General features: G+C 62.0%; 20 protein-coding genes, 1 tRNA gene and 1 riboswitch. Of the genes, 6 read left to right on the top strand and 15 right to left on the bottom strand.

Translation table 11 applies throughout. From position 1 onward, the window contains the following. The first annotated feature begins 129 nt into the window (after positions 1-129). Positions 130-1,245, top strand: a complete 1,116-nt coding sequence (locus BLV27_RS07185; RefSeq protein ID WP_092644394.1) for an NADH:flavin oxidoreductase/NADH oxidase — start codon at positions 130-132, stop codon at positions 1,243-1,245. A 258-nt stretch (positions 1,246-1,503) separates the two neighbouring features. Here the strand turns inward: BLV27_RS07185 and BLV27_RS07190 are convergent, their stop codons facing one another. The 7 genes from BLV27_RS07190 to BLV27_RS07220 all read right to left on the bottom strand — a co-directional run bounded on the left by BLV27_RS07190 (position 1,504) and on the right by BLV27_RS07220 (position 8,441). Further along, the gene (locus BLV27_RS07190) at positions 1,504-1,878 is read right to left on the bottom strand and encodes a Na+/H+ antiporter subunit G (RefSeq protein WP_092644396.1); all 375 of its coding nucleotides are present in this window, start codon (positions 1,876-1,878) and stop codon (positions 1,504-1,506) included. A gap of 10 nt (positions 1,879-1,888) precedes the next feature. Beyond that, positions 1,889-2,158 (bottom strand): K+/H+ antiporter subunit F, encoded by a 270-nt coding sequence (locus BLV27_RS07195; protein WP_092644398.1) that lies wholly within the window; start codon positions 2,156-2,158, stop codon positions 1,889-1,891. Further along, positions 2,155-2,646, bottom strand: a complete 492-nt coding sequence (locus tag BLV27_RS07200) for a Na+/H+ antiporter subunit E (RefSeq protein WP_092644401.1) — start codon at positions 2,644-2,646, stop codon at positions 2,155-2,157. The genes BLV27_RS07195 and BLV27_RS07200 overlap by 4 nt, the downstream gene beginning before the upstream one ends. 3 nt (positions 2,647-2,649) lie before the next feature. Continuing rightward, positions 2,650-4,197, bottom strand: coding sequence for a monovalent cation/H+ antiporter subunit D (locus tag BLV27_RS07205; RefSeq protein WP_092644403.1), 1,548 nt, complete (start codon positions 4,195-4,197; stop codon positions 2,650-2,652). Then, positions 4,194-4,571: a Na+/H+ antiporter subunit C gene (locus BLV27_RS07210; protein WP_092644405.1), complete on the bottom strand. Its 378-nt coding sequence runs from the start codon at positions 4,569-4,571 to the stop codon at positions 4,194-4,196. The genes BLV27_RS07205 and BLV27_RS07210 overlap by 4 nt, the downstream gene beginning before the upstream one ends. Before the next feature lies 1 nt (position 4,572). Then, positions 4,573-7,431, bottom strand: a complete 2,859-nt coding sequence (locus tag BLV27_RS07215; RefSeq protein ID WP_092644407.1) for a monovalent cation/H+ antiporter subunit A — start codon at positions 7,429-7,431, stop codon at positions 4,573-4,575. A gap of 934 nt (positions 7,432-8,365) precedes the next feature. After that, positions 8,366-8,441: transfer RNA gene (locus BLV27_RS07220), tRNA-Ala, on the bottom strand. Between the two features lie 104 nt (positions 8,442-8,545). Here BLV27_RS07220 and BLV27_RS07225 point away from each other — a divergent pair. Then, on the top strand, positions 8,546-9,766 hold the full coding sequence (locus tag BLV27_RS07225) for a DUF2254 domain-containing protein (protein ID WP_092644409.1): 1,221 nt from the start codon (positions 8,546-8,548) through the stop codon (positions 9,764-9,766). Between the two features lie 36 nt (positions 9,767-9,802). Here BLV27_RS07225 and gcvP read toward each other — a convergent pair whose 3' ends face one another. The 3 genes from gcvP to gcvT all read right to left on the bottom strand — a co-directional run bounded on the left by gcvP (position 9,803) and on the right by gcvT (position 14,243). Next, on the bottom strand, positions 9,803-12,637 hold the full coding sequence (gene gcvP / locus BLV27_RS07230) for an aminomethyl-transferring glycine dehydrogenase (RefSeq protein WP_092644411.1): 2,835 nt from the start codon (positions 12,635-12,637) through the stop codon (positions 9,803-9,805). Between the two features lie 121 nt (positions 12,638-12,758). Then, positions 12,759-13,118 carry a glycine cleavage system protein GcvH gene (gcvH, locus tag BLV27_RS07235; RefSeq protein ID WP_092644413.1) on the bottom strand — a complete coding sequence of 120 codons (360 nt, stop codon included), beginning with the start codon at positions 13,116-13,118 and terminating at the stop codon, positions 12,759-12,761. Positions 13,119-13,133: 15 nt separating this feature from the next. Next, a complete protein-coding gene (gcvT, locus tag BLV27_RS07240; protein WP_092644415.1) occupies positions 13,134-14,243 on the bottom strand; it encodes a glycine cleavage system aminomethyltransferase GcvT in 1,110 nt (369 codons plus the stop codon). Between the two features lie 108 nt (positions 14,244-14,351). After that, positions 14,352-14,441, bottom strand: a riboswitch (glycine riboswitch). Between the two features lie 54 nt (positions 14,442-14,495). Here gcvT and BLV27_RS07245 point away from each other — a divergent pair. Beyond that, positions 14,496-15,023, top strand: a complete 528-nt coding sequence (locus tag BLV27_RS07245) for a gamma-glutamylcyclotransferase family protein (RefSeq protein WP_092644417.1) — start codon at positions 14,496-14,498, stop codon at positions 15,021-15,023. Here the strand turns inward: BLV27_RS07245 and BLV27_RS07250 are convergent. Then, positions 15,020-17,023 carry a protein-disulfide reductase DsbD family protein gene (locus BLV27_RS07250; RefSeq protein ID WP_092644419.1) on the bottom strand — a complete coding sequence of 668 codons (2,004 nt, stop codon included), beginning with the start codon at positions 17,021-17,023 and terminating at the stop codon, positions 15,020-15,022. The genes BLV27_RS07245 and BLV27_RS07250 overlap by 4 nt on opposite strands. A 153-nt stretch (positions 17,024-17,176) precedes the next feature. Between BLV27_RS07250 and BLV27_RS07255 the strand changes: the two genes are divergently transcribed. Continuing rightward, positions 17,177-17,917: a DsbA family protein gene (locus BLV27_RS07255; protein ID WP_092644421.1), complete on the top strand. Its 741-nt coding sequence runs from the start codon at positions 17,177-17,179 to the stop codon at positions 17,915-17,917. Here the strand turns inward: BLV27_RS07255 and BLV27_RS07260 are convergent. The 4 genes from BLV27_RS07260 to BLV27_RS07275 all read right to left on the bottom strand — a co-directional run bounded on the left by BLV27_RS07260 (position 17,914) and on the right by BLV27_RS07275 (position 20,158). Further along, on the bottom strand, positions 17,914-18,330 hold the full coding sequence (locus tag BLV27_RS07260) for an ACT domain-containing protein (RefSeq protein ID WP_092644423.1): 417 nt from the start codon (positions 18,328-18,330) through the stop codon (positions 17,914-17,916). The genes BLV27_RS07255 and BLV27_RS07260 overlap by 4 nt on opposite strands. After that, complete coding sequence (locus tag BLV27_RS07265; RefSeq protein ID WP_092644425.1) at positions 18,327-18,731, bottom strand: PaaI family thioesterase; 405 nt, start codon at positions 18,729-18,731, stop codon at positions 18,327-18,329. The genes BLV27_RS07260 and BLV27_RS07265 overlap by 4 nt, the downstream gene beginning before the upstream one ends. Positions 18,732-18,753: 22 nt before the next feature. Beyond that, on the bottom strand, positions 18,754-19,227 hold the full coding sequence (locus BLV27_RS07270) for a PaaI family thioesterase (RefSeq protein ID WP_092644427.1): 474 nt from the start codon (positions 19,225-19,227) through the stop codon (positions 18,754-18,756). 67 nt (positions 19,228-19,294) lie between these two features. Next, on the bottom strand, positions 19,295-20,158 hold the full coding sequence (locus tag BLV27_RS07275) for a methylenetetrahydrofolate reductase (protein ID WP_092644429.1): 864 nt from the start codon (positions 20,156-20,158) through the stop codon (positions 19,295-19,297). 102 nt (positions 20,159-20,260) lie between these two features. Between BLV27_RS07275 and BLV27_RS07280 the strand changes: the two genes are divergently transcribed. Both BLV27_RS07280 and BLV27_RS07285 read left to right on the top strand, forming a co-directional pair. After that, positions 20,261-21,178, top strand: coding sequence for a LysR family transcriptional regulator (locus BLV27_RS07280; protein ID WP_092644864.1), 918 nt, complete (start codon positions 20,261-20,263; stop codon positions 21,176-21,178). 99 nt (positions 21,179-21,277) lie between these two features. After that, complete coding sequence (locus BLV27_RS07285) at positions 21,278-21,955, top strand: glutathione S-transferase family protein (RefSeq protein ID WP_092644866.1); 678 nt, start codon at positions 21,278-21,280, stop codon at positions 21,953-21,955. Positions 21,956-21,958 lie beyond the last annotated feature (3 nt).

Here is a 21,958-nt window from a genome sequence, read left to right on the forward strand (position 1 = left end):
CGCAAACATGTCAGAAACGGGATGCTGTCACCCGTCGACTTCGAAAACACACAGCGCAACGTGAACCAGGAAGGCGTCTAGGAAACTAGGGGCTATTCACTGCCCCCGACTGAACAAGGAAAAGGTCGAATGAGTAATCTCTTCTCGCCATGGATGCTTGGGCCGCTGGAGCTTGAGAACCGGATCGTCATTGCGCCGATGTGCCAATACTCTGCCATCGACGGAAACGCGCAGGACTGGCACCTTATCCATCTGGGCAACCTTGCCCTGTCAGGAGCAGGAATTCTCGTGATCGAAGCGACGGCCGTCTCACCCGAGGGGCGGATCACGCCGGGTGATCTGGGCCTTTACTCCGACGAGAATGAAACCGCGCTTAAACGCGTGATGGACGCAGTAACCAAGTACGCCATCTCGCCCATAGTCATCCAGCTTGCCCATGCCGGGCGCAAGGCCTCTAGCCAGGCACCGTGGGATGGTGGAGCACAGATCCCGCCGAATGAACCCGATGGCTGGAAAGCCGTCGCGCCCTCCACATTGCCCCATGCGCAGGGAGAGGATGCACCTGTAGCGCTCGACGACGCGGGTCTTGCCAAGGTTCGGGAAGACTTCGCCTCCTCTGCCCGGCGATCCGTGGCCCTGGGCTTTCGTGGTATCGAAGTGCATATGGCGCATGGCTACCTGATGCATCAGTTTCTGTCGCCCATCGCAAACCAGCGCTCGGATGACTATGGCGGCAGTCTGGAAAACCGGATGCGTTTCCCGTTGGAAGTCTTCGATGCGGTCAAGGCCGCCGTCCCCGAAGATATCCCGGTCTGGGTTCGCGTATCTGCAACAGATTGGGTCCCGGGCGGCTGGGACATAGAAGACACGGTCGCGTTCGGCAATGTTCTGAAGGGCCGCGGCTGCGCGGCAATTCACGTCTCTTCCGGTGGCGTGTCGCCGAGACAGGAGATCCCACTGTCCGACGGCTACCAAGTACCTTTAGCCGCGAGAGTGAAGGACGAAGTTGGGTTGCCGACCATAGCCGTAGGCCTAATCACCGACCCCGCACATGCGGAAGCGATCCTGGATAATGGCGACGCCGATGCGATCGCCCTTGCGCGGGGTATGCTTTATGATCCGCGCTGGCCTTGGCACGCCGCAGCGGAACTGGGGGCCGAGATCGATGCCCCGCACCAGTACTGGCGTTCGCAACCACGCGAGTACAAGACGCTCTTCAAGAACTACAAGGTCGGTCAGAGATGAATTGCTTCCGGAAAGCGGGATTGAAGGCCCGCAAACTTCGCGCATAGCGGAGTGGGGTTGCTTCGTGGCTCGGCGGATGTGTCCCGCACAGCAGACGCCAGGGCATGCCGAAGCGAGGGTCCGCTCGCGGCTAAAACCGGATTTTAACCAAGCGCCCAAATGCTGAAGTGTATCGTTCCTCAGCGGTCGTTCACGCAATTTGCAGCATTCGGGGTCACTCAACGACCGCATTGCCAACAAATGGTCCTATCAATTTCGCTAACGATCCGAATCCGCGTCCGGTGGGTCGTCATAGACCGACCACCCGAAATCGCCTTCGTTCTCAGGCAGATTTTCTTGGCGAACATTTCGGGCCAAATAGGCCTTGGCTATGAAATTCGCCGTGATCGGTGCCGTCAGAAAGAGAAATAGCGAGATCAGAAGCTCGTGCACCGAGATGTACCCGGTCTTGGCATAGAAGAAGATCATTGACGCAACCAGGACGCCGCCAACGCCGAGGGTCGTGGCCTTGGTCGGTGCGTGCAGGCGTTGCAGCGTATCTTTGAGTTTGACCAGTCCGTAGGATCCCACGAAGCCGAAGATGCCGCTGACAACAAGGGCAATCGATATGGAAAGTTCTGTAGCAAAGTTCATGTTTCCAGCCCTATTCGATGATATCGCCGCGCAGCAGGAAGCGGCAATATGCGACTGTCGACACGAAGCCCACCATCGCAATCAGCATCGCGGCCTCGAAATAGATCGCAGTGCCGCGCCAGACCCCATATAGCACCAAAAGGGCGATCACGTTGATCACCATGGTATCGAGCGCGAGAATACGGTCGGCGTCGTCTGGGCCGACGGCCATGCGCCAAAGGTCCAGTAGAAGAGCAATACCGTAGCAGCCGGCCGCGAAGATAAGAGCGTATTCTATCATGGGAAAATCTCCAAAAGGCGACGCTCATAACGGGCCTTGATCTCGTCGCGGACAGCAGCAGGATCGTCGGTGTGCAAACAATGCACAAGGATCGCGCTGCCATCGGCCGCGAGCGTCGCGGATACCGTTCCAGGGGTCATCGTGATGGTGCCTGCGAGGACGGTGATCGCCTCGGCCGACTTGAGTTCGAGGGGGATGGGTACCCACTGGGAACGTATCGCAGGCTCCCGCTTGAACAGGATAATCTTGGCCACCAAGACGTTCGCCACGATGATATCCCAAAGCACGACCAGAATGTATTCCGCGACCTTCAGCGGCCGTGCAATAGCGGGACGGTCGGGCCAATAGGCCGCCGTCAGCATCGGGATGGCCAAGCCGAAAACCGCGCCGAGGATCAGGTTGCCCAGCGTAAGCGTGTTCACCAGACCAAGCCAAACCAAGACAAGGGTAAGGCTTAGGAGAGGGTGAGGAATGAGACGTTTCAGCATTGCTCAGCGCTCCTCAACGGAGCCGAGGACAGCGTCGACATACCCTTGGCGATCGAAGAGTTGGGTGGAGGTATCGCCCAGATAGTTGGTCACGGGACCGGCGAAGATTGCAAGGCCCGCCAAGGAAGCCAGAGCAATCATGACTGGTGCAATTTGTCCCGCCGTCGCGGGTGGCGGTAGGGCCAAGACGGCGTCTGCGTCGGCGTCTTCCTCGGTTGGAGGTGCAGTCATAGCTGTGGATTTCCAGAAAAGGTTACTGCCTGCGCGGGCAAACCCGACAATTGTCAGAAGCGACCCCAACAGGATCGCTGCCCAGGCCCACCCGATCAAGCCAGGCTCCCTCAGTGCATCAAGGACGAGCAGCTTGCCGAGGAAGCCGCTGAGCGGCGGCATGCCGGCCATGGCGATTGCTGCCGCGAAGAACAGGGCCGCGAAGAGACCGTTCTGGAGCGTTGGGAGCTCCGGGCGGAGCGTATCCGCCGCCCGCCGTGTGACGATGAGGTCGGCAACGAGGAACAGGCAGGCCGCCGCGAAGGTCGAATGAACCATGTAGTAGAGTGCGGCGGTTGTCGCAGTGGGCGAGAACGCCGCAACCGCCACCAGCAAGGTACCCATCGACCCCACGACCGAAAAGGCGATAAGCGGCATCAGGCGGCGCGCCCCAAGGACCCCAAAGGCCCCCAAGGCAATCGTGACGATGGCTCCCGGGAACAGCCACGTGGCGGCAATATCCTCCGTTCCGGAGCTACCGGGTCCGAACGCCGTGGTATGGATCCGCAGGATCGCGTAAGCCCCGACCTTTGTCATGATCGCGAAAAGGGCTGCAACCGGCGCGGGGGCGTTCGCGTAGGTGGCGGGCAGCCAGAATTGCACCGGGAAAAGCGCCGCCTTTACGGCGAAGACGATCAACAGCAAGATCACCGCGACCCGGACAAGGGCGGCCTCCTCGACCGGGATTTCTGGGATGCGCACGGCGAGATCGGCGATGTTCAGTGTGCCCGTCGAGGCGTAGAGCGTCCCTAATGCGAAAAGGAAAAGCGTCGATCCGGCCAGGTTCATAACCACGTATTGCAGGCCCGCACGCATCCGCGCCTTCCCACCGGCGTGGATCATCAGGCCGTAGGACGCAATCAACAGAACCTCAAAGAAAACGAAGAGGTTGAAGATGTCACCGGTCAGGAATGCGCCGCAAATGCCCATGAGTTGGAATTGGAACAAGGCATGGAAATGCCGGCCCCGTGCGTCCCAGCCTGTCGTGATTGCATGAACCAGAACGATCAGCGCAAGCGACGAGGTCAGAAGCACCATCAATGCTGAAAGACGGTCTAGGACCAGGACGATTCCGAACGGCGCGGGCCAGTCGCCCAGCCTGTAGACATGGGTCGCGCCGTCCGCCGCGAGAAAGGTCAGGCCCAGCGCAGTCGCCAGCAGGAGCGCCGTGCCGGCGACCGACGCCGCGCGCGCCAACGTGATGTCCCAGCGCATCACGAACCCGATGAGAGGAGCCAGCAGGGCCGGCAGGACAACTGGCAGGATAATCCAGTGCATCACGCGAGCCTCTGCTTCCGGGCTTCTGCATCTTCCTTTTCAGGGTCGATTTCAGGCTCGATATCAATCCTGTCGGTGTCGGCCTCCAGATACGCGCCAAGCCCGATCATCACCAGAACCGCCGTCATCCCGAAGGAGATGACAATCGCGGTCAGCACCAGCGCCTGCGGCAACGGGTCGGTATAACTCGCCTCGCCGTATTTCGAGAGGATCGGTGACTGGTCAATCGCAAGCCGTCCGCTGGCGAACAGGAAGACGTTCACCGCATAGGACAGCAGCGCAAGACCAAGGATGACCGCGAACGTTCTGAGCCGCAGGAGCAGGTAGACCCCGCCAGCCGTCAGAATGCCGATGCTGCTTGCAACGATAAGCTCCATATCAGCGCTCCGCCTTGTCTTGGGCCGGTTCGCCCGGGTCATAGTCCATCGGTCCGACGTTCACCGTCTCGCCAGCGAAGCGGGCAATACGGCTCAGGCTGTACAGCATCAGCATGACCGCACCCAGCACCGTCAGGAACACGCCAAGATCGAACAGCATGGCCGTGGCAAGCTCGAATTCCTCAATTGGCGGCAGATGGATATAGGTGTACGCGCTCGTCAGGAATGGCCGATCGAAGAGCCATGCGCCTACACCGGTCAGGCCCGCGATCACAATGCCAAGCCCGATCATCATGTGGTATTCGATCCGCTTGCGTTCCTGTGTCCAGGCGAAGCCGGAAGCCATGTATTGCATCAAAAGGGCGATTGCGATCACCAGCCCCGCGACGAACCCGCCCCCCGGCTGATTGTGGCCGCGCAGGAAGATGTAAACGCCCACAACAATGGCAATGGGCATCAGGACGCGGGTGACGACGACCATCATCATGGGGTGGCGATCGCGCGACCGATCTTGAGAGTAGTCTGTATTCTTCAACCTCCGCGCCGCCGGGCCGTCCAGCAAAGCATGCATTACAGCATAGATCACAAGACCCGCGATCCCGAGCACGATGATTTCGCCGAACGTGTCATAGCCGCGGAAATCCACCAAGATTACGTTGACCACGTTGGTCCCGCCGCCGCCCTCATAGCTGTTGGCGAGGTGGTAGTCCGAGATCGTCTCGATATCGCGCATGAGGAACGCATAGGCCAACGCCGCCACTCCGCCGCCGGCACCCAGAGCGATCACACCGTCGCGCAGCTTCAGCCCCGACGAGCTTTCCTTTGGAGTCATCTTCGGCATGAAATGCAACGCCAGAAGCAGCAGCATGATAGTGACTGTCTCAACCGAGATCTGCGTCAACGCAAGGTCCGGTGCCGAGAGATAGGCGAAGCCCGCAGATATCGTCAGCCCGATGATCCCGATCAGGACCAAGGCGCGGAAGCGGTGGTGATGCATGGTCACGACCGAGATGGTGGCGACGATCAACATGATCCAACCCACGGCCACGACCGGCGGCACCGGCAGCAGGCCTCGGGTCGGGGCGGTGAGGCCGCTGGAGGAATAGGCGAACCAGCCAAGGCCCACGGAGGTTATGGTGAAGATCGCCAGATATCGGCTGATCGCGCCGTTGTGGCTCACTTCGCTGATCGAGCGTGCAGCGGCGACGATGGCCGCAACCAGGCGATCGAAAATGGCCTTCGCCTCTGGCCTCGGCAGAGCGATCCAAAGCATCTCAAGCAGCCGGTGCTGCGACAGCAGGATCGCACCGCCGACCACGGCGGCAATCGACATCCAAAGCGCCGGGGTGACCCCGTGCCAGATCTTCAAATGCGGGTGCAGGTCTGCGCCGGTCACGGCATTCGCCGCGGAGGTCACGACCCCTTCGGCGAGGAACGGGGCAACCCCTATGGCGATCACCAGAACAGTCAGCAGAGCGGGCGCTGCCCACATGCCGAAGGGCGGATCGTGGGGCTTGCGCGGATAATCGTCGCGCACCGGGCCAAGGAAGACATGGAAGATGAAGCGCAGGGAATAGGCGACCGACAAGAGCGCACCGATCGTGGCCATGATCGGGACTGCGTAAGGGCTGTTGAACCAATCGGTGTGCGATGCTTCCTCCAGCATCATTTCCTTGGACAAGAACCCGTTGAACAACGGAATGCCCGCCATCGAAAGGGCCGCGACCGTTCCAATAAGGAAGGTGATCGGCATCAAGTGCCTCAACCCGCCCAATCGTTTGATGTCGCGCGTATGGGTCTCGTGATCCACGATGCCCGCGGTCATGAAGAGAGCGGCCTTGAACGTCAGGTGGTTGATGATGTGAAAGACAGCTGCGACAGCTGCGGGCTGCGTGCCGAACCCCAGAAGCATCGTCAGAAGGCCTAAGTGGCTGACCGTCGAGAAGGCCAGAAGCGCCTTCAAATCGTCCTTGAAAAGCGCGATCAGCGCGCCCAACACCATTGTCACAAGACCCGTCGTCGTGACGATGTAGAACCACGCGTCCGTGCCCGCGAGCACTGGCCACATGCGCGCCATCAAGAACACTCCCGCCTTAACCATGGTAGCGGAATGCAGGTAAGCTGAGACGGGCGTTGGCGCGGCCATGGCGTGCGGGAGCCAGAAATGGAACGGAAACTGCGCCGACTTGGTGAATGCACCCAAAAGGATTAGGACCAGAGCAGGCAGATACCACTCTGAAGCACGGATCAGGTCACCAGCCTGCAATATATCAGTCAGATTGTAGCTTCCCACGATGTTGCCGAGGATCAGCATCCCCGCGATCATCGCCAGACCGCCCGCGCCCGTGACGGCCAGCGCCATTCGAGCGCCTTGCCGGCCCTCTGGCAAATGCTTCCAAAATCCGATCAGCAGGAAAGACGACAGCGATGTCAGCTCCCAGAAAATCAGCAAAAGCAGGATGTTGTCTGATAGGACAATACCCAGCATCGCACCTTGGAACAGCAGAAGATAGGTGTAGAACTGCCCCATCGGATCTTCGCCCGACAGATAGAACCGGGCATAGAGCGTGATCAGCAGGCCGACTCCAAGGATCATCCCCGCAAACAAAAGGCCCAGGCCATCAAGGAAAAAGGAGGCCGACAGTCCAAGCTGCGGCAGCCATTCGATCTCGCCTTGGATCACCTCACCCCGAAGCACGGCCGGAGCCAGGACGACCAGCATCGTCAAAGCCAGAAATGTCGGCACCGCCGTCGAGATTGCGCAAACGGTGCGCCCAGCTCGTATCATGAGCCCCGGCAACAGTGCTCCGACAAAGGGCAGCACCGCGATTATAAGAAGGATCGCCCCCCCGTGACTCATAACTTGGCCCTATTGTTCTTGTTTGTTGATCCGGATCGTAGCGGGGGCGGCAAGGCGCTACAACCAAGTGTTTCGCCGCCCAGACATCCGGCCATTCATAACGCCATTGCCACGGTGTGCCCATCAGTCACTACCGCGTCTTGGGCGGCACCGCGTACCCGTCAAGCGATGTAATTGCGGGTGGTCCTGATAGTGCTGGAGCAAGGGCGGTATGAACACAGTTGGCGAACACCTCGTCGGCCACAACCGTGGCGAACGTTTCCGCACCAAGCCCATAGGCTGCTATTTGGACGAGGTTTGGCTATCCATCGGCTGCTCGACCGGCGACAAGGCCAGCCGCAATTTGCTAGGTCCCGCGGGCCCAGTGACCTAAGAAGATCGCAAATTCGGCCTGACGAAGCTCTTGGCCATTTTCCGTCCGCAACGGGAACTTGAAAGGGTTTGACGAGCCCGACCAGGGATGTGTGCCCCTCAGCGTCCGCTGATCGGGAGTTGCCTGATTTGCCTCACACTTGCAGCGAACGCCCGCTTTCCACCCTTACAAGTCACGCTTGCGAGGGGCGAATTAGCCCAAGACCAGCCGGGAGCCGGCCCTTTCAAGATCAGAAACAGCCAACTGCCTGACTCGATTTGGGAACAACACCGAAGATTTGCGCTCTATCGAGCAACGGAATCGACAGACCGAATGATAGCGAAGCGTTTTCAGAGCCGTGAAATTCATTCGCCTGCGTCAATGACGAAGCACGGTGTCCTCGCTCATCATGTCAGGCTTGGGTGGAATCGTAGCGACAACATCCATCATATATTATGATAGAAACGAGGTCATAGCGTCAGATCAGAACAATCAACTTCTTGATCTGAAATCCTAGAGTATATGGTATGGGTGAAGCCAACACGCCTCAAATCTTTAAAATATAGATATTTGGGATTTAAGTGGTGGAGCCGAGGGGAATCGAACCCCTGACCTCGTCATTGCGAACGACGCGCTCTACCAACTGAGCTACGACCCCAACGGCGCTCGATATGGCCACGAGTGCCGGGCGTGTCAAGCAACCGATCAGGGCCTGAAACGTGATGCCGTGCCCTCTTGTCCAAGTCATCCGGAGCATCCGTAATGTCCCTATCCAAAGCCGTATGGAAGCTCCGTGACATTACGCGGCAGATCTGGACACGCGTTGCGCTCTATTCGCTTCTGGCATTGGTTTCCGCAGGCATCGCGCCCGTCCTGTCTCCCTTTCTGCCTGACGGACTGAAAAACCTCATGGGGGAGGAGCCGACGCTGCAATTGCTGTCGATCCTGACCAATTCGATGTTGGTCGTGGCAACGTTTTCGCTGTCGGTGATGGTCGCAGCACACCAATTCGCTGCAAGTCAGGCAACCCCCCGGTCCCACCGCCTGCTGCGCGAGGATGGACGGACGCAATCGGTACTCGCAACCTTCATCGGGGCCTTTGTCTTCGGCCTGACGTCGCGGATCGTGATCAACGCCGGTCTATATGGCGACCTGGATTTTCCAGTAATCTATTTCGTGACGATTGTCGTGACACTGACCGTGATCCTGGCACTCATCCGCTGGGTGCAGCAACTGGCCGCGCTGGGGTCGATTGAAAAGACTACGGGAAGGGTGGAGGCGACCACGCGCGACGCGCTGATGGCGATGGCCAAGGCACCCTATCTCGGTTGTACGCCTCTACCGATCGACGAGGCGGCGAGGGGGCGGGAATTGCAAGGCTCCGCGTTCGGTTATGTGCGCTACATCGACGTGAACGGCTTATCCGATTGCGCCGGCAAGGACGGACAGATTGATGTTCTCGTCGTGCCGGGCGACTGGGTCGGCCCGGGCGACCCGGTGCTGTGCGTCGCAAAGGCGGAGGCCGATGATGACGATCTGCTGGATAACATCGTCATCGGGGAGCTGCGCTCCTTCGATCAGGATCCGGTCTTTGGCCTTCAAGTCATGTCGGAAATCGGTCAGCGCGCCCTATCCCCCGGATTGAACGATCCGCAGACCGCCGTCGACGTGATCAACCGTCAGTCCCGGCTGCTGGATCTTTGGTCAAGCAAACCCGTCGACGACCCGCTGCCCGGCCTGCGTGTGCGTCAGGCATCCGGCTCGGAAGCGATGCATGTCGCGTTCGATACCATCGCCCGCGACGGGTCGGCCTTGCTGGAAGTGCAATTGACCCTTCAAAAAGCCCTGGCCCGACTGGAGTCGCACCAGGACCCGGAAATCCGGCTGGCTGCGCGCGAAGTCTCCAGGAGGGCGCTGGAGCGGTCGGATGCCGCGCTCGAACTCAGCGAGGATCGCGACGCAGTGCGTGCCGCTGCCCCCTGACATGGGGGCAACGGCGCAGCCGCCCGACCGCGTCGGCTACTCCGCCGCTTCGAGGTAGCTTTCGACCGGCGGGCAGGTGCAGATCAGGTTGCGGTCGCCCGCCACGTTGTCGACCCGGTTGACCGGCGGCCAGTACTTGTCCACCCGGAACGCGCCCGGCGGGAAGCACCCGGCCTCGCGGCTGTAGGGTCGATCCCAATCGCGGACGAGATCCTCCATCGTGTGCGGTGCATTCTTGAGAGGGTTGTTCTCACCGTCCATCTCGCCCGCCTCGATCGCCCGGATCTCCTCGCGGATGGCAAGCATCGCGTTGATAAACCGATCCAGTTCGGGCTTCGGCTCACTCTCCGTAGGTTCGACCATCAGGGTTCCTGCCACAGGCCAGGACATGGTCGGCGCATGAAACCCGTTGTCCATCAGTCGCTTGGCGATGTCGTCGACGGTGACATGCGCGCTTTCGGTAAAGGGTCGCGTGTCAAGAATACACTCATGTGCGATGCGCCCGCGGCGCCCGCCATACAACACGTCGTAGGACCCCTTGAGCCGTGCCGCGATGTAGTTGGCCGACAGGATCGCGACCTTCGTCGCATTGGTCAGGCCTTCGCCCCCCATCATCATCACGTAGGCATAGGAGATCGGAAGGATCGACGCGCTGCCATAGGGAGCCGCCGACACCGGGCCCGTCGCACCACCTGTTTCCGGATGGCCCGGCAGATAGGGCGCGAGGTGCGCCTTGACCCCAATCGGGCCCATCCCCGGACCGCCGCCCCCATGGGGGATGCAGAAGGTCTTGTGCAGGTTCAGGTGGGATACGTCGGCCCCGATCTCTCCCGGCTTTGACAGGCCGACCATCGCGTTCAGGTTGGCCCCGTCGAGGTAGACCTGACCACCGTGCGCATGCGTGATCTCGCAGACTTCGCGCACTGTATCCTCAAACACGCCGTGCGTGCTGGGATAGGTGATCATGCAGCCCGCCAGATCGTCGCCCGCGGCCTCGGCCTTGGCACGGAAGTCATCCAGGTCGACATCACCGTTTTCGGCCGCGTTCACGATCACGACCTTCATGCCCGCCATCTGCGCCGACGCCGGGTTGGTGCCGTGGGCCGATGTCGGGATCAGGCATATACGCCGGTTCGCCTGCCCGTTGGCCGCGTGGTAGGCGGCGATGGTCAACAGCCCAGCATACTCGCCCTGCGCGCCCGAATTAGGCTGCATCGACATGTCGTCATAGCCGGTGATCACGCACAGACGCGCCGACAATTCGTCGATCATCTCCTTGTAACCCAGCGCGTCCTCCACGGGCGCGAAGGGGTGCAGGCGGCCAAACTCGGGGAACGTCACCGGCATCATCTCGACCGCCGCGTTCAGCTTCATCGTGCAGGAGCCGAGCGGGATCATCGACCGGTCCAGCGCCAGATCGCGGTCGGCGAGGCGACGCATGTAGCGCATCATCTCGGCCTCGGACCGATTCATGTGGAAGATCGGGTGCGTGAGATAGTCGCTCTGCCGCTGAAACGCCTTGGGGATATCGATGCGCGGGTCAATTGCGGCCTCCACTCCGAAGGCCCCCAGCAGACGGGTCAGAATATCACCGTCGGTGATTTCGTCGCAGGCAAGGACCAGCGTGTCCGCCCCCAGCTTGCGCAGCGTGATCCCGGCCGCGCGGGCGGCTTGCCAGATCACGCCCTGCATCGCACCGACCTTGACGGTCACGGTATCAAATATTGGCCCGTCGGCCACGTCGAACCCCGCCCCGGCCAAAGCATCGCTCAGGGCGGTCGCGTGGGCATGAACATGGGTCGCGATATGGTGAAGGCCCTTAGGACCGTGGAACACGGCATAGAAACTGGCCATCACGGCAAGCAGCGCCTGCGCGGTGCAGACGTTGGACGTGGCCTTCTCGCGGCGGATATGCTGCTCGCGGGTCTGAAGCGACAGGCGGTAGGCCTTATTGCCATGGCTGTCGACCGACACGCCAACTAGCCGGCCGGGCATCGACCGCTTGTAGGCGTCCGCGCAGGCAAAGAAAGCAGCATGCGGGCCGCCATAGCCCAGCGGCACGCCGAAACGCTGCGCCGACCCGACTGCGATATCCGCGCCCATCGCGCCCGGCTCTTTGAGCAGGCAGAGCGCAAGCAAATCCGTCGCAACGATGCCCAACGCCTTCGCGCCGTGCAGTGCTTCGATCTGCGGTGTCAGGTCACGCAGCCCCCCAGTGGTGTCGGGATACTGGAAGATCGCTCCGAAGACCTGCTCGGGCATCAAGTCTGCAACCGGGCCGACGATCAGCTGAATGCCAAGGGGCTCCGCCCGCGTGCGCATCACCTCGATGTTCTGCGGGTGGCAATTTTCGTCGACGAAGAACGCCATCGCCTTCGATTTGGCGACACGCTGCGCCATCACCATCGCCTCGGCACAGGCGGTGGATTCGTCAAGCAGCGAGGCGTTTGCGACCGGCAGGCCGGTCAAATCGCTGATCATCGTCTGGAAGTTCAGGAGCGCCTCCAGCCGACCCTGCGCGATCTCGGGCTGATAGGGGGTGTAGGCGGTATACCACGCCGGGTTCTCAAGGATGTTCCGCTGGATCGCCGGGGGCGTGACCGTGTCGGAGTAGCCTTGGCCGATCATGCTGACCGTGACGCGGTTTTTGCTGGCCAGGTCGCGCATCCGGGCCAGAATTGCGTGCTCGGTCATCTGCGGCCAAGGCAACGTCTCCTTCTGCCGGATCGACTTGGGCACTGTTTCATCAATGAGCGCGTCCAGGCTGTCCGCACCGACGGCCTTCAGCATCTCCTCCATTTCTAATGGAGACGGGCCAATGTGGCGACGGTTGGCAAAGTCATAGGTGTCGTAGTCGGTCAGCTTGGTCACGGCTCGTCTCCGGGTTTGGCAGCTTTTGGCAGAACGCTTTTAATGCGCGGTGCGGCTGTGACGGTCGCGGATGCGACCATCACCGTGCCGCTGTCGGTTCGCCTCGAAAGGCGAAAACCGCTTAGTCTCCGATCAGGTCCTTGTAGGCGTCTTCGTCCATCATGGACTCCATCTCTTCGGGCGTAGTGGTCGTCATCCGGAAGAACCACGCGGCTTCGGCATCTTCGTTCACGAGGCCCGGGGTCTCGGCCAGTGCGTCGTTCACCTCGGTGATTTCGCCATCCAGCGGGGCCATGATATCAGAGGCAGCCTTGACGCTTTCGATCACGACGATTTCCTCGCCCTTGGTCACGGTCTGGCCCACTTCGGGCAGTTCCACGAACACGACGTCGCCTAGCTGGGTTGCAGCATGGCCGGTGATGCCGACGGTGATGACGCCGTCGTTGTCGTCAAGCCATTCGTGGTCTTCGGTATACTTCATGGGGGTCTCCGGGGTTCAACGCTTGTAGCGGGGCTGGTGGAAAGGAAGATCGGTGACGACGACGGGCAGGCGTTTGCCCCGCACATCGCCATAGAGGGTGGTGCCCGTCGCTGTGCCCTCGGGAACGTAACCCATCGCAACTGGCGCGCCCACAGACGGGCCGAACCCGCCCGAGGTCACGGTGCCCACGGGGTCAGCCGCGTCCTCAGAAGCATACAGCGTCACGCCCATGCGCATCGGGGCCCGCCCCTGCGGCAGAAGACCGACACGACGCCGTTTGGGGCCATCGTCCAGCTCGGCCAGAACGCGGTCCGCGCCGGGAAAGCCGCCTGCCCGGTCGCCACCGGTGCGGCGGACCTTCTGGATGGCCCACGTCAGATCGGCCTCGACCGGCGAAATTTCCGCCGTCAGGTCTTGGCCGTAAAGCGGCATGCCCGCCTCCAGCCGAAGCGAGTCGCGGGCACCCAGCCCGATGGGCAGCACGTCGTCATCCGCCAGCAACGCGCGGGCAAATACCTCGACCTGCGCGATGGGCACACTGATCTCAAAGCCATCTTCCCCGGTGTAGCCCGACCGGCTGACCCAGAGATCCGCGCCGTTCCAATCGAAGCTACGCACGTCCATGAACTTCATCGCAGCAACGCCCGGCACCAATGCCTCAAGAACCGACTCCGCTGCGGGGCCCTGCAACGCCAGCAGCGCGCGATCTTCCAACAGGTCAATCTCCAGATCCGGCAGGCCCGCCGTCAGGATATCCATATCGGCATGCTTCATCGCGCCGTTCACCACCAAGAGCAGATGGTCACCCCGGTTGGCGAACATCAGGTCATCGGCCACACCGCCGTCCGGCAGCATTAGAAGGCCATAGCGCTGTCGCCCCTCGGCCAGTCCGACTACGTTGACGGGCAACAGGCGCTCAAGGGCAGCTGCAGCATTTTCACCCCGGACGATCACTTGCCCCATGTGGGATACATCGAAAAGGCCAGCCTTGTCGCGAACGTGCAAGTGTTCGGCCATGACACCCGCAGGATACTGAACGGGCATCGAATAGCCCGCGAAGGCCACCATCTTACCGCCCAGTTCGTCATGAAGGCTGGCCAATGGCAGGGGAATCGGATCAGACACGCAGCACCTCCTGAGGGCCGTACGGCCCGTTTCGATGCCCCCTCTGTCCCTTGCGCCTGAGATCGCTATCCCTTCGGCGGCCCCTCTCGGGGCTCTCTCCAGAGTTTTTGTGCACACCAGGTCCGTTTGCCTGAGAGTTTACCGGGGCGGTTGCTCCTTCGGCCCTGTCCGTGGGACAGAGTCTCCCGGGCGTGCCCGTTTCCGATACGAAACGAGTCCGCTCCAAGCAAGTGAAGAATATGAGAGACCAACATGAATCGCTTTTTCGGGTATGGCAGCCTCGTCAATCGGCAGACCCACACCTACCATACGGCAGAACCGATGACGGTCACGGGCTGGCGCCGCGCATGGCGGGCAACGCCAATCAACCCGGTCGCCTTCTTGACCGGCGAGCTGCACGACGGATCGACGATTGACGGGCTGGCGGCAGATGTGCCGGGCGGCGCGTGGGATGCGCTGGACCTGCGAGAGACGGGCTACCTGCGCGCGATGCTGCCAGAAGGGCCACAGATATATCACATCCCGACCGACCTTCATGGCACCCCCAAGGATGTCCGCCCGATCCTGCTCAGCTATCTCGATGTCGTGGTTCAGGGCTTCCTGCGCGAATTCGGCGAAGATGGCGTAACCCGGTTCTTCGACACCACGGTCGGGTGGGAGACCCCGATCCGCAATGACCGTGCCGCGCCACAGTACCCCCGCACACAGGTGTTGACCAAGGACGAGACTGCGCTGGTCGATCACCACCTCCGGCGGGTCACCCGCTCAAAATCGGCCTAACCGCCCGCGCGGGCAATCGCCTCAAGCACAGTATCTTCGGTCAGCAATTCGGGCAGGACCACGCCTTCCGGCGCGCCGGGGCCATAGACCGCGTTGAACGGAATGCCGAAACGGTCATTCGATCTCAGGAATGCAGCGATTTCCTCGTCCGGACGGGTCCAGTCGGCCTGCAAAGCGACCGTGCCCGAAATGGCATCGGCCACCGCGCCGCGCTCCAGTACCAACCGCTTGTTCGCCTTGCAGGTCAGGCACCAATCGGCAGTGACATCGACGAAGACCGTTTCGCCCGCTGCGACCTCAGCCTGGATCCGCTCCTCGGAAAAGACTTCCCATCCCGCGTCGACACGCGCCTGCGCCCGGTCCGGCACGGGAAGCAACACTGCGGCCAGCACGACCGCGATCATGCCACCGCCCACCTTGGCCCAGACATTTCGCCCAAAGGCCAGCCCGGCAAACAAGACTGCCGCCAGGACGCCGATAATCAATGCGTTCGTCCATCCCGCGCTGGCGGCCAGCACCGTCAGCAACCACCCGGCCGTCAGCAGAAGAACGCCACCCAGCATCCGCTGAACCGTCCGCATCCAGGCACCGGGCCTGGGCAGCCGCTGAACCAGACTGGGACGAAGCGCGACAAGCATATACGGCAGCGACAGTCCCAACCCCATCGCCGCGAAGACCGCAACGATCTCCAGCGGCCCGTGCGTCAACGCATAGGTCACAGCTGTCCCGAGGAACGGGGCGGAGCAGGGCGTCGCCATCACGGCGGCGAACATGCCGGTGGCGAAGTCCCCGCCCCAGCCGCCATGCGCCTCGGTTCTGGCCATCCGCGTCATCGCATCCGACGACAGGTTCACGTGGAAAAAGCCGAGCATGTTGGCCGCGAAGACAACGATAAGACCGATCATCAGCGCAAGAAAGACCGGCTGCTGGAACTGTACCCCCCAGCCGACCGAGACCCCCGCCGCCTTCAGCCCGATAATGACGACCGCCAGCCCGAGGAAGAACACCAGCACCCCGGCAACAGAGGCCAGAAAGCCGCCGCGCACGCGGGCCGCACTCTTGTCTCTCGCCCGCAAGGCGCTCGCAAATTTCATCGACAGGACCGGCAGAACGCAGGGCATCACGTTCAGGATCAGCCCGCCCAACGCCGCAATCACCATCATCCACCACAGCGTGGACGTCTGCCGCGAAACCGGCGGGGCCGTCGCACCCAACGGCGCTTCCATGGTTGCCGCGCGGCCGCTGTCGGTCATCGTAAGCGTCAGCGCACCATCCCCCGGCGACAATACCGGCAAGACGGCGTGCAAGGCCCGCCCCCCATTGGTCAGCGTGATTTTCGGCGTCCCAAAGGAGGCGTAGTCGCCGTGTTCGGGGAATATGTCAGGATTCACCAAGGGCACCGCCGACGTCGCCGTCAGTGTCAACGCCGCGTCGTCAAGGTGCACCTGTTCCAAAGCCAGCCCCGCTTCAGCACCCGTCTTCGGAACGCGCCCAATCCAGTCGGACAGTGTCGCCGCAGCTGCGGCATCAATGCCGCCCCCGGCAGGCAGGTTTAGCACCATGTCCAGCGTCTCTGGAATACAAAGCTCGGCGCAAACCAGCAAGTTCGCGCGCAGAGCCAAGCGCGCGGGCGCACCCGGATCCTCAAGGATTACCGTCAGGGGATAGACGACTTCCTTGGCATAACCGAAATTCTGGATATCGAACGCAACGAACCGGGTGGGTGCCGGATAGGCCAGATCGACTGAAGCGACATTGTCCGACCCGGACCAGTCCAGGTCGGGGGGCAGGCCGACTTCGCCGGGACTGCGCCAGTATGTCTTCCATCCGTCGTCCAGCGTCACCTGCAACCCGGCTGAAACGGTCGCTTCTCCGGGGCTCACCCCATCTTCGACAGTCAGCAGGCGCGCCTGCACGGCGTTGCCCCGCACCGGGTCCGAGGTGGCGGCGACCAGCGGGGTGGCAAAAAACAGGGCAAAGACGATTATCAAGCGGATCATAACCACTGCATATGCAAGCGATCACCGGTGGGCGAGAGGTGCCGTGACGATTTGACGGGAACGTGACCATCTGCCCCGCCCGACGCGGTTGCGTCCGTCTCATCCGCGCGGCACCTTGTGACGGATTGTATATTTTCGTCCGAAGGACAGCCCATGCGCGCGCCGACCTCTCTGCTCCTGCCCGTTCTGAGCCTCAGCATCGCTCTTGCGGCACCCATAGCCGCCCCCGCGCAGGAGTTGACCGAGGACGCGATCAAGCAGCTCGCCCTCGAAGCGATCCTCGAGAATCCCGAGATCGTCATGGAAGCGGTGGCCATCCTTCAGGCACGCGACGCCGCCGCGGCCGAGGCACAGGCGGAAGCAACTCTGTCGGAAAACCGCGCCATACTGGAAAACGACCCGAACGCTCCGGTGATTGGCAATCCGGAGGGGTCGGTCACAGTCGTGGAATTCTTTGACTACAACTGCGGTTTCTGCCGCCGCGCCGGTCCCGAGATCGAGGCACTGCTGGCCAACGACACCGACGTTCGCCTCGTATACCGCGAATGGCCGATTCTTTCGGAAGGCTCCGTCTTCGGTGCCCGCGCCGCGCTCGCCGCCCGTGAACAGGGCAAATATGCACAAATGCACGAGGCGCTCATGACCTCGGGCGCGCGGGTCGATGAGACGACAGTCATGCAGATTGCCGTGGAACTGGGCCTCGACGCCGAGAAGCTGCGCATCGACATGGAAAGCGATGCGGTGAACGAGCATCTTGCAACCTCGCGCCAGCTTGCCGACTCCCTCGGGTTCACCGGCACGCCCAGCTTTGTTATCGGCGAGACGCGTGTGCCGGGCTTCGTCGAGGTCGACCGCCTGCAAGCGATCGTCGATGAGACCCGCAGCGACGGCTAACCGGACATCCCGTCACGTGCGGCATCGCGCATCTCCAGCAGGGTGCGCATCGCGTCATCGGCCCGGTGCGCCGGAATGAACAGATGATCGTGAAAAAACCCGGCCACCGGGTTCACGCCCATCCCTTCAGCCGCCAGTCGGTTGGCAATCGGGGCCAGGAAGCCAACCGCATCTAACGCCGAATGCACGTTCAACGTGATCATCCGCGACGGGAACACCGCATCCAGCCCTTCGGCCAGGGCAACGGCCTCGCTGACGATCAGGGTGGTGCCCTCGGCCTCCTCGAACCGCATACGCGCCGCGATTCCATCAGCGCGCTCGCGGTCGTCCAGTGTCACGAAGACCCAGGTCTCGGCGTCCAAGACCGGGTCCAGCGTAACCATAAGAACCGCAATATCGTGCTCGCCGGTCATGTCCGCACCTCGACCGGCACCATCGTGCCCAGCGCCGTCGCCACATGCGCCCCGTCGTCGCCGTGCACATCCGCCGCCACTGCGATCAGGCGTCGACCGGGCCGGATCACCCGCCCCATGGCAACCAGACGCCCGCGCGCAGGGGCCAGAAGGGTGATCCGAAACTCCGATGTGACCACTTCGAAACCCTGCTCCATCACCGTCAGCGCGGCATAGCCAGCCGCCGAATCCGCAAGTGAAAACGTCAGCCCGGCGTGGCCCACCCCGTGCTGTTGCGCGCTTGCCTCGGTCACGTTGGCCGCGATGCGCACGACGCCTTCGCCAACATGTTCCAGCGACGCCCCGAGCGTCCGCATCATTCCCTGCCGTGCAAAACTGGCTTCGATCCTGTCGCGCATCATCTCTGCTTTCCAAGTACTCGGATTACCCCGCCATGATCAGGCAGGTCGTCGATCCGGTTGCGTAGAGCTTTCCGTCAACCGCCCCCCGGATCCAGCCTTCGGCAACCCCGGTGGATCGGCCCGAGTGCTGAACCCTGCCTTCCGCCATGATCTCGGTGCCCAGCGGAATGCCCCGGACCAGATTCACTTTGTATTCCAGCGTTGTGTAAAAGCTGCCCTGCGGGACGCCCGTCATCACCGCGCACGCCATGCAGCTATCCAGAAGTGTGCCGTACCAGCCGCCGTGAACCGTGCCCATCGGGTTGCAGTGATCGACCATCGGCGTCCCTGCGAAGACAACGCGCCCTGACCCGACCTCTGTCAGATGATAATTCAGAAGCTTCGCGATGGGCGGCGGCGGCAGTTCGCCGTCGAGGATCGCCTCCACGAAGGCCAGTCCAGACATCGACAGAAGCTGGTCGCGCGTTGCAAAGCGATCTGGCGTCGGTGCGAACATGAGAAATCCCCGGAAAGGCAAGCCATCCGGGGATGCTATCTCTCTCCGAGCAGCGAGACCAGTGGCCTCAGGCCACGCGGCTCAGGGCTTTACGTGCGGCCAAGCCAAGCGCAAGGCAGACATCGCGCGTCAGCTCCGGCCGGTTCAAGGTATAGAAATGCAGGTGATCGCAGCCTTCAACGGTCAGCGCGTCAGCCAGCTCCGCCGCCTGCGCAATGGCCAGAAGGTCGGTCCGCCCGTCCCGCTCGGCGACATCGAAAGCGGCGCGCAAATCGTCCGGAATCACCGCACCGCAAGCATCGGCAAATTTCGACGCCTTGGCCCAGTTCTCGATCGGCAAAAGGCCCGGAACGATCGGCGCGTCGATCCCTGCCTTGGCGCAGCGATCACGGAAGCGCAGGAACGTCTCGGCGTCAAAAAAGAACTGGGTGATCGCTTCGGAGGCACCGGCGTCGATTTTGGCCTTCAGCCAGTCGATATCGGCCTGCGCGTCCGCCGCCTCGGGATGCTTGTCCGGATAGGCCCCCACACGCACGGTAAAGCCTTGGTCGGCCAGCGCGCCGACCAATTCGATGGACGTCTTGAACCCATCCGGATGCGGCGTGAAGCCCGTCGCACCCTTTGGCGGGTCGCCCCGCAGGGCCACGATGTCCTCGACCCCTGCCCGGCGAAAGCCGCGCGCGACCTCTAACGTCTCTTCCCGGCTGGCATCGACGCAGGTCAGGTGCCCCGCCACGCGCAGGTTGAACTGCTTGCCCAGGGCCCCGACCGCCTCGCGGGTCAGCTCGCGTGTGGTGCCACCGGCACCATAGGTCACCGAGACCCATTCGGGGGCCAACGGGGCGAGCGTATTGACGCAATCCCAGAGCCGAAACGAACCTTCGAGGGACTTGGGCGGGAAGAATTCGAAAGAGACGGACGGGACGGGCATGGCGGATTCCTTTTGTTCGCAGTCATTTTGCCCGATTGAAGTTTCGTGAGACAGCCTCATAATGTTCATCATCAACATGAGTCGGACACCGACACGATGAAACTGCACCTCGAATTTCGTCATCTTCGCACTATCCGGGCGATCTCCGATTGCGGTGGCCTGGCACGGGCAGCGGAGCGGTTGAACATCACGCAATCCGCGCTGTCTCACCAAGTCAAGAACCTGGAGGAGCAGATCGGGATGGAGCTGTTCGTGCGACGGTCCAAGCCCATGACGCTGTCCGCTGCAGGGCAACGCCTGTTACGGCTCGCCAATGAGGTTCTACCCCAGATCGAGGCCGTCGAGATGGATTTCGCAGGCCTAAAGACCGGGCGCACAGGGCGCTTGCACATCGCAATCGAATGCCACGCCTGTTTCGAATGGCTGTTCCCGGTCCTCGAACAATTCCGGCGCGCCTGGCCCGACGTCGATGTCGATATCCGCCCGGGCCTTCAGTTCCAGGCCCTGCCTGCGTTGCAGAAGGAGGAGGTCGATCTTGTCGTGTCCTCGGATCCGAGCAATCTGCCGGGCGTCGAGTTTGCGCCCTTGTTCGATTACGAGCCCGTTTTCCTTGCGTCCTCGGTGCATCCGCTGGCCTCCAAGCCCTTTATCCAGGCCGAGGATTTCGTGGGCGAAACGTTGATCACCTACCCGGTCGAACGGCCCCGCCTCGACGTATTCTCCCAACTTTTGACCCCGGCCGGCGTGGAGCCCGCCGCTATCCGACAGGTTGAACTGACCGCAGTGATCCTGTTGTTGGTCGCGTCGAACCGCGGCGTTGCCGTCCTGCCCGACTGGGTGGTGCGAGAGGTGCGTTACAATTCGGATTACGTCACGCGCCCGTTGACTGAACATGGCATCACCCGCCGACTATATGCTGCCGTGCGCGAAACAGACGCGACGAAGCCCTTCATGGCAAACGTGCTGCGCCTGATGCGAACCGAACCGCTCAAGCTGCAACGGGCGAACGTGAAGGCGTGATCTGGGCCGCACAGGCTATCCGCGACTGACGCACCGCATCCGCGTTGACCTGACCTCCGCTGCGCCGCCAAGTGCGGGCCAATCGAACTCATGTCCTGGATGCCCCTCGTGAAAGTCTATTTCCACACCACGCCCAACTCCTTCAAAGTCGCGCTTATGATCGAGGAGCTGGGCCTGACCCCCGAGATCGTGCCCATCGATACCCGCAAGGGCGAACAGCACGTCGCTGACTTCCTGTCCGTGAATCCCAACGCCAAGCTGCCGGCCATCGACGACGGCGGTCAGGCCGTGTTCGATTCCGGCGCGATCCTGCTCTACCTCGCGCAGAAGCATGGAAAATTCCTGCCCGCCGATGGTCCTGAAGTGGGCGAGATGCTGTCGTGGTTCTTCTTCGTGTCTTCGGGGATCGGCCCCTATTCCGGGCAGGCTGTTCACTTCACCCGCGTCCACACCGACAGCGCCTATGCCACGAACCGCTACACCAAGGAGATCGCGCGCCATTACCGCGTGCTCGACGATCGGCTGGGCCAGTCTGACTGGCTCGGTGGGCCGAACTACGGCATCGCCGACATCGCGCTCTGGGGGTGGGTCCGCGCGGCGGGCTTCGTGATGGACGGCCAGGGCGGCCTGTCGAACTATCCCAACGTCCAGGCCTGGTTCGACAAAGTGAACACCCGGCCAGCCGCCGCGAAAGCCGGTGACTGGGCCAAGAAGTTCGCCTTCAAAACCGAGATGGACGAGGCCGCGCAGCGCGCGATGTTCCCACAGAACTTCTGACGT

The sequence above is a fragment of the Jannaschia faecimaris genome (genome assembly GCF_900107415.1).
In the GTDB taxonomy this organism is placed as follows: Bacteria; Pseudomonadota; Alphaproteobacteria; order Rhodobacterales; family Rhodobacteraceae; genus Jannaschia; species Jannaschia faecimaris.

What these genes read in the sequence shown, in the direction of transcription:
- BLV27_RS07210 (WP_092644405.1), bottom strand. Translation starts at nt 4,571, where the DNA reads ATGGAGCTTATCGTTGCAAGCAGCATCGGCATTCTGACGGCTGGCGGG.
- BLV27_RS07255 (WP_092644421.1), top strand. Translation starts at nt 17,177, where the DNA reads ATGCGCGCGCCGACCTCTCTGCTCCTGCCCGTTCTGAGCCTCAGCATC.
- BLV27_RS07245 (WP_092644417.1), top strand. Translation starts at nt 14,496, where the DNA reads ATGAATCGCTTTTTCGGGTATGGCAGCCTCGTCAATCGGCAGACCCAC.
- BLV27_RS07225 (WP_092644409.1), top strand. Translation starts at nt 8,546, where the DNA reads ATGTCCCTATCCAAAGCCGTATGGAAGCTCCGTGACATTACGCGGCAG.
- gcvH (WP_092644413.1), bottom strand. Translation starts at nt 13,118, where the DNA reads ATGAAGTATACCGAAGACCACGAATGGCTTGACGACAACGACGGCGTC.
- BLV27_RS07185 (WP_092644394.1), top strand. Translation starts at nt 130, where the DNA reads ATGAGTAATCTCTTCTCGCCATGGATGCTTGGGCCGCTGGAGCTTGAG.
- BLV27_RS07190 (WP_092644396.1), bottom strand. Translation starts at nt 1,878, where the DNA reads ATGAACTTTGCTACAGAACTTTCCATATCGATTGCCCTTGTTGTCAGC.
- BLV27_RS07275 (WP_092644429.1), bottom strand. Translation starts at nt 20,158, where the DNA reads ATGCCCGTCCCGTCCGTCTCTTTCGAATTCTTCCCGCCCAAGTCCCTC.
- BLV27_RS07270 (WP_092644427.1), bottom strand. Translation starts at nt 19,227, where the DNA reads ATGTTCGCACCGACGCCAGATCGCTTTGCAACGCGCGACCAGCTTCTG.
- BLV27_RS07215 (WP_092644407.1), bottom strand. Translation starts at nt 7,431, where the DNA reads ATGAGTCACGGGGGGGCGATCCTTCTTATAATCGCGGTGCTGCCCTTT.
- BLV27_RS07265 (WP_092644425.1), bottom strand. Translation starts at nt 18,731, where the DNA reads ATGATGCGCGACAGGATCGAAGCCAGTTTTGCACGGCAGGGAATGATG.
- BLV27_RS07250 (WP_092644419.1), bottom strand. Translation starts at nt 17,023, where the DNA reads ATGATCCGCTTGATAATCGTCTTTGCCCTGTTTTTTGCCACCCCGCTG.
- BLV27_RS07200 (WP_092644401.1), bottom strand. Translation starts at nt 2,646, where the DNA reads ATGCTGAAACGTCTCATTCCTCACCCTCTCCTAAGCCTTACCCTTGTC.
- BLV27_RS07195 (WP_092644398.1), bottom strand. Translation starts at nt 2,158, where the DNA reads ATGATAGAATACGCTCTTATCTTCGCGGCCGGCTGCTACGGTATTGCT.
- BLV27_RS07285 (WP_092644866.1), top strand. Translation starts at nt 21,278, where the DNA reads ATGCCCCTCGTGAAAGTCTATTTCCACACCACGCCCAACTCCTTCAAA.
- BLV27_RS07260 (WP_092644423.1), bottom strand. Translation starts at nt 18,330, where the DNA reads ATGACCGGCGAGCACGATATTGCGGTTCTTATGGTTACGCTGGACCCG.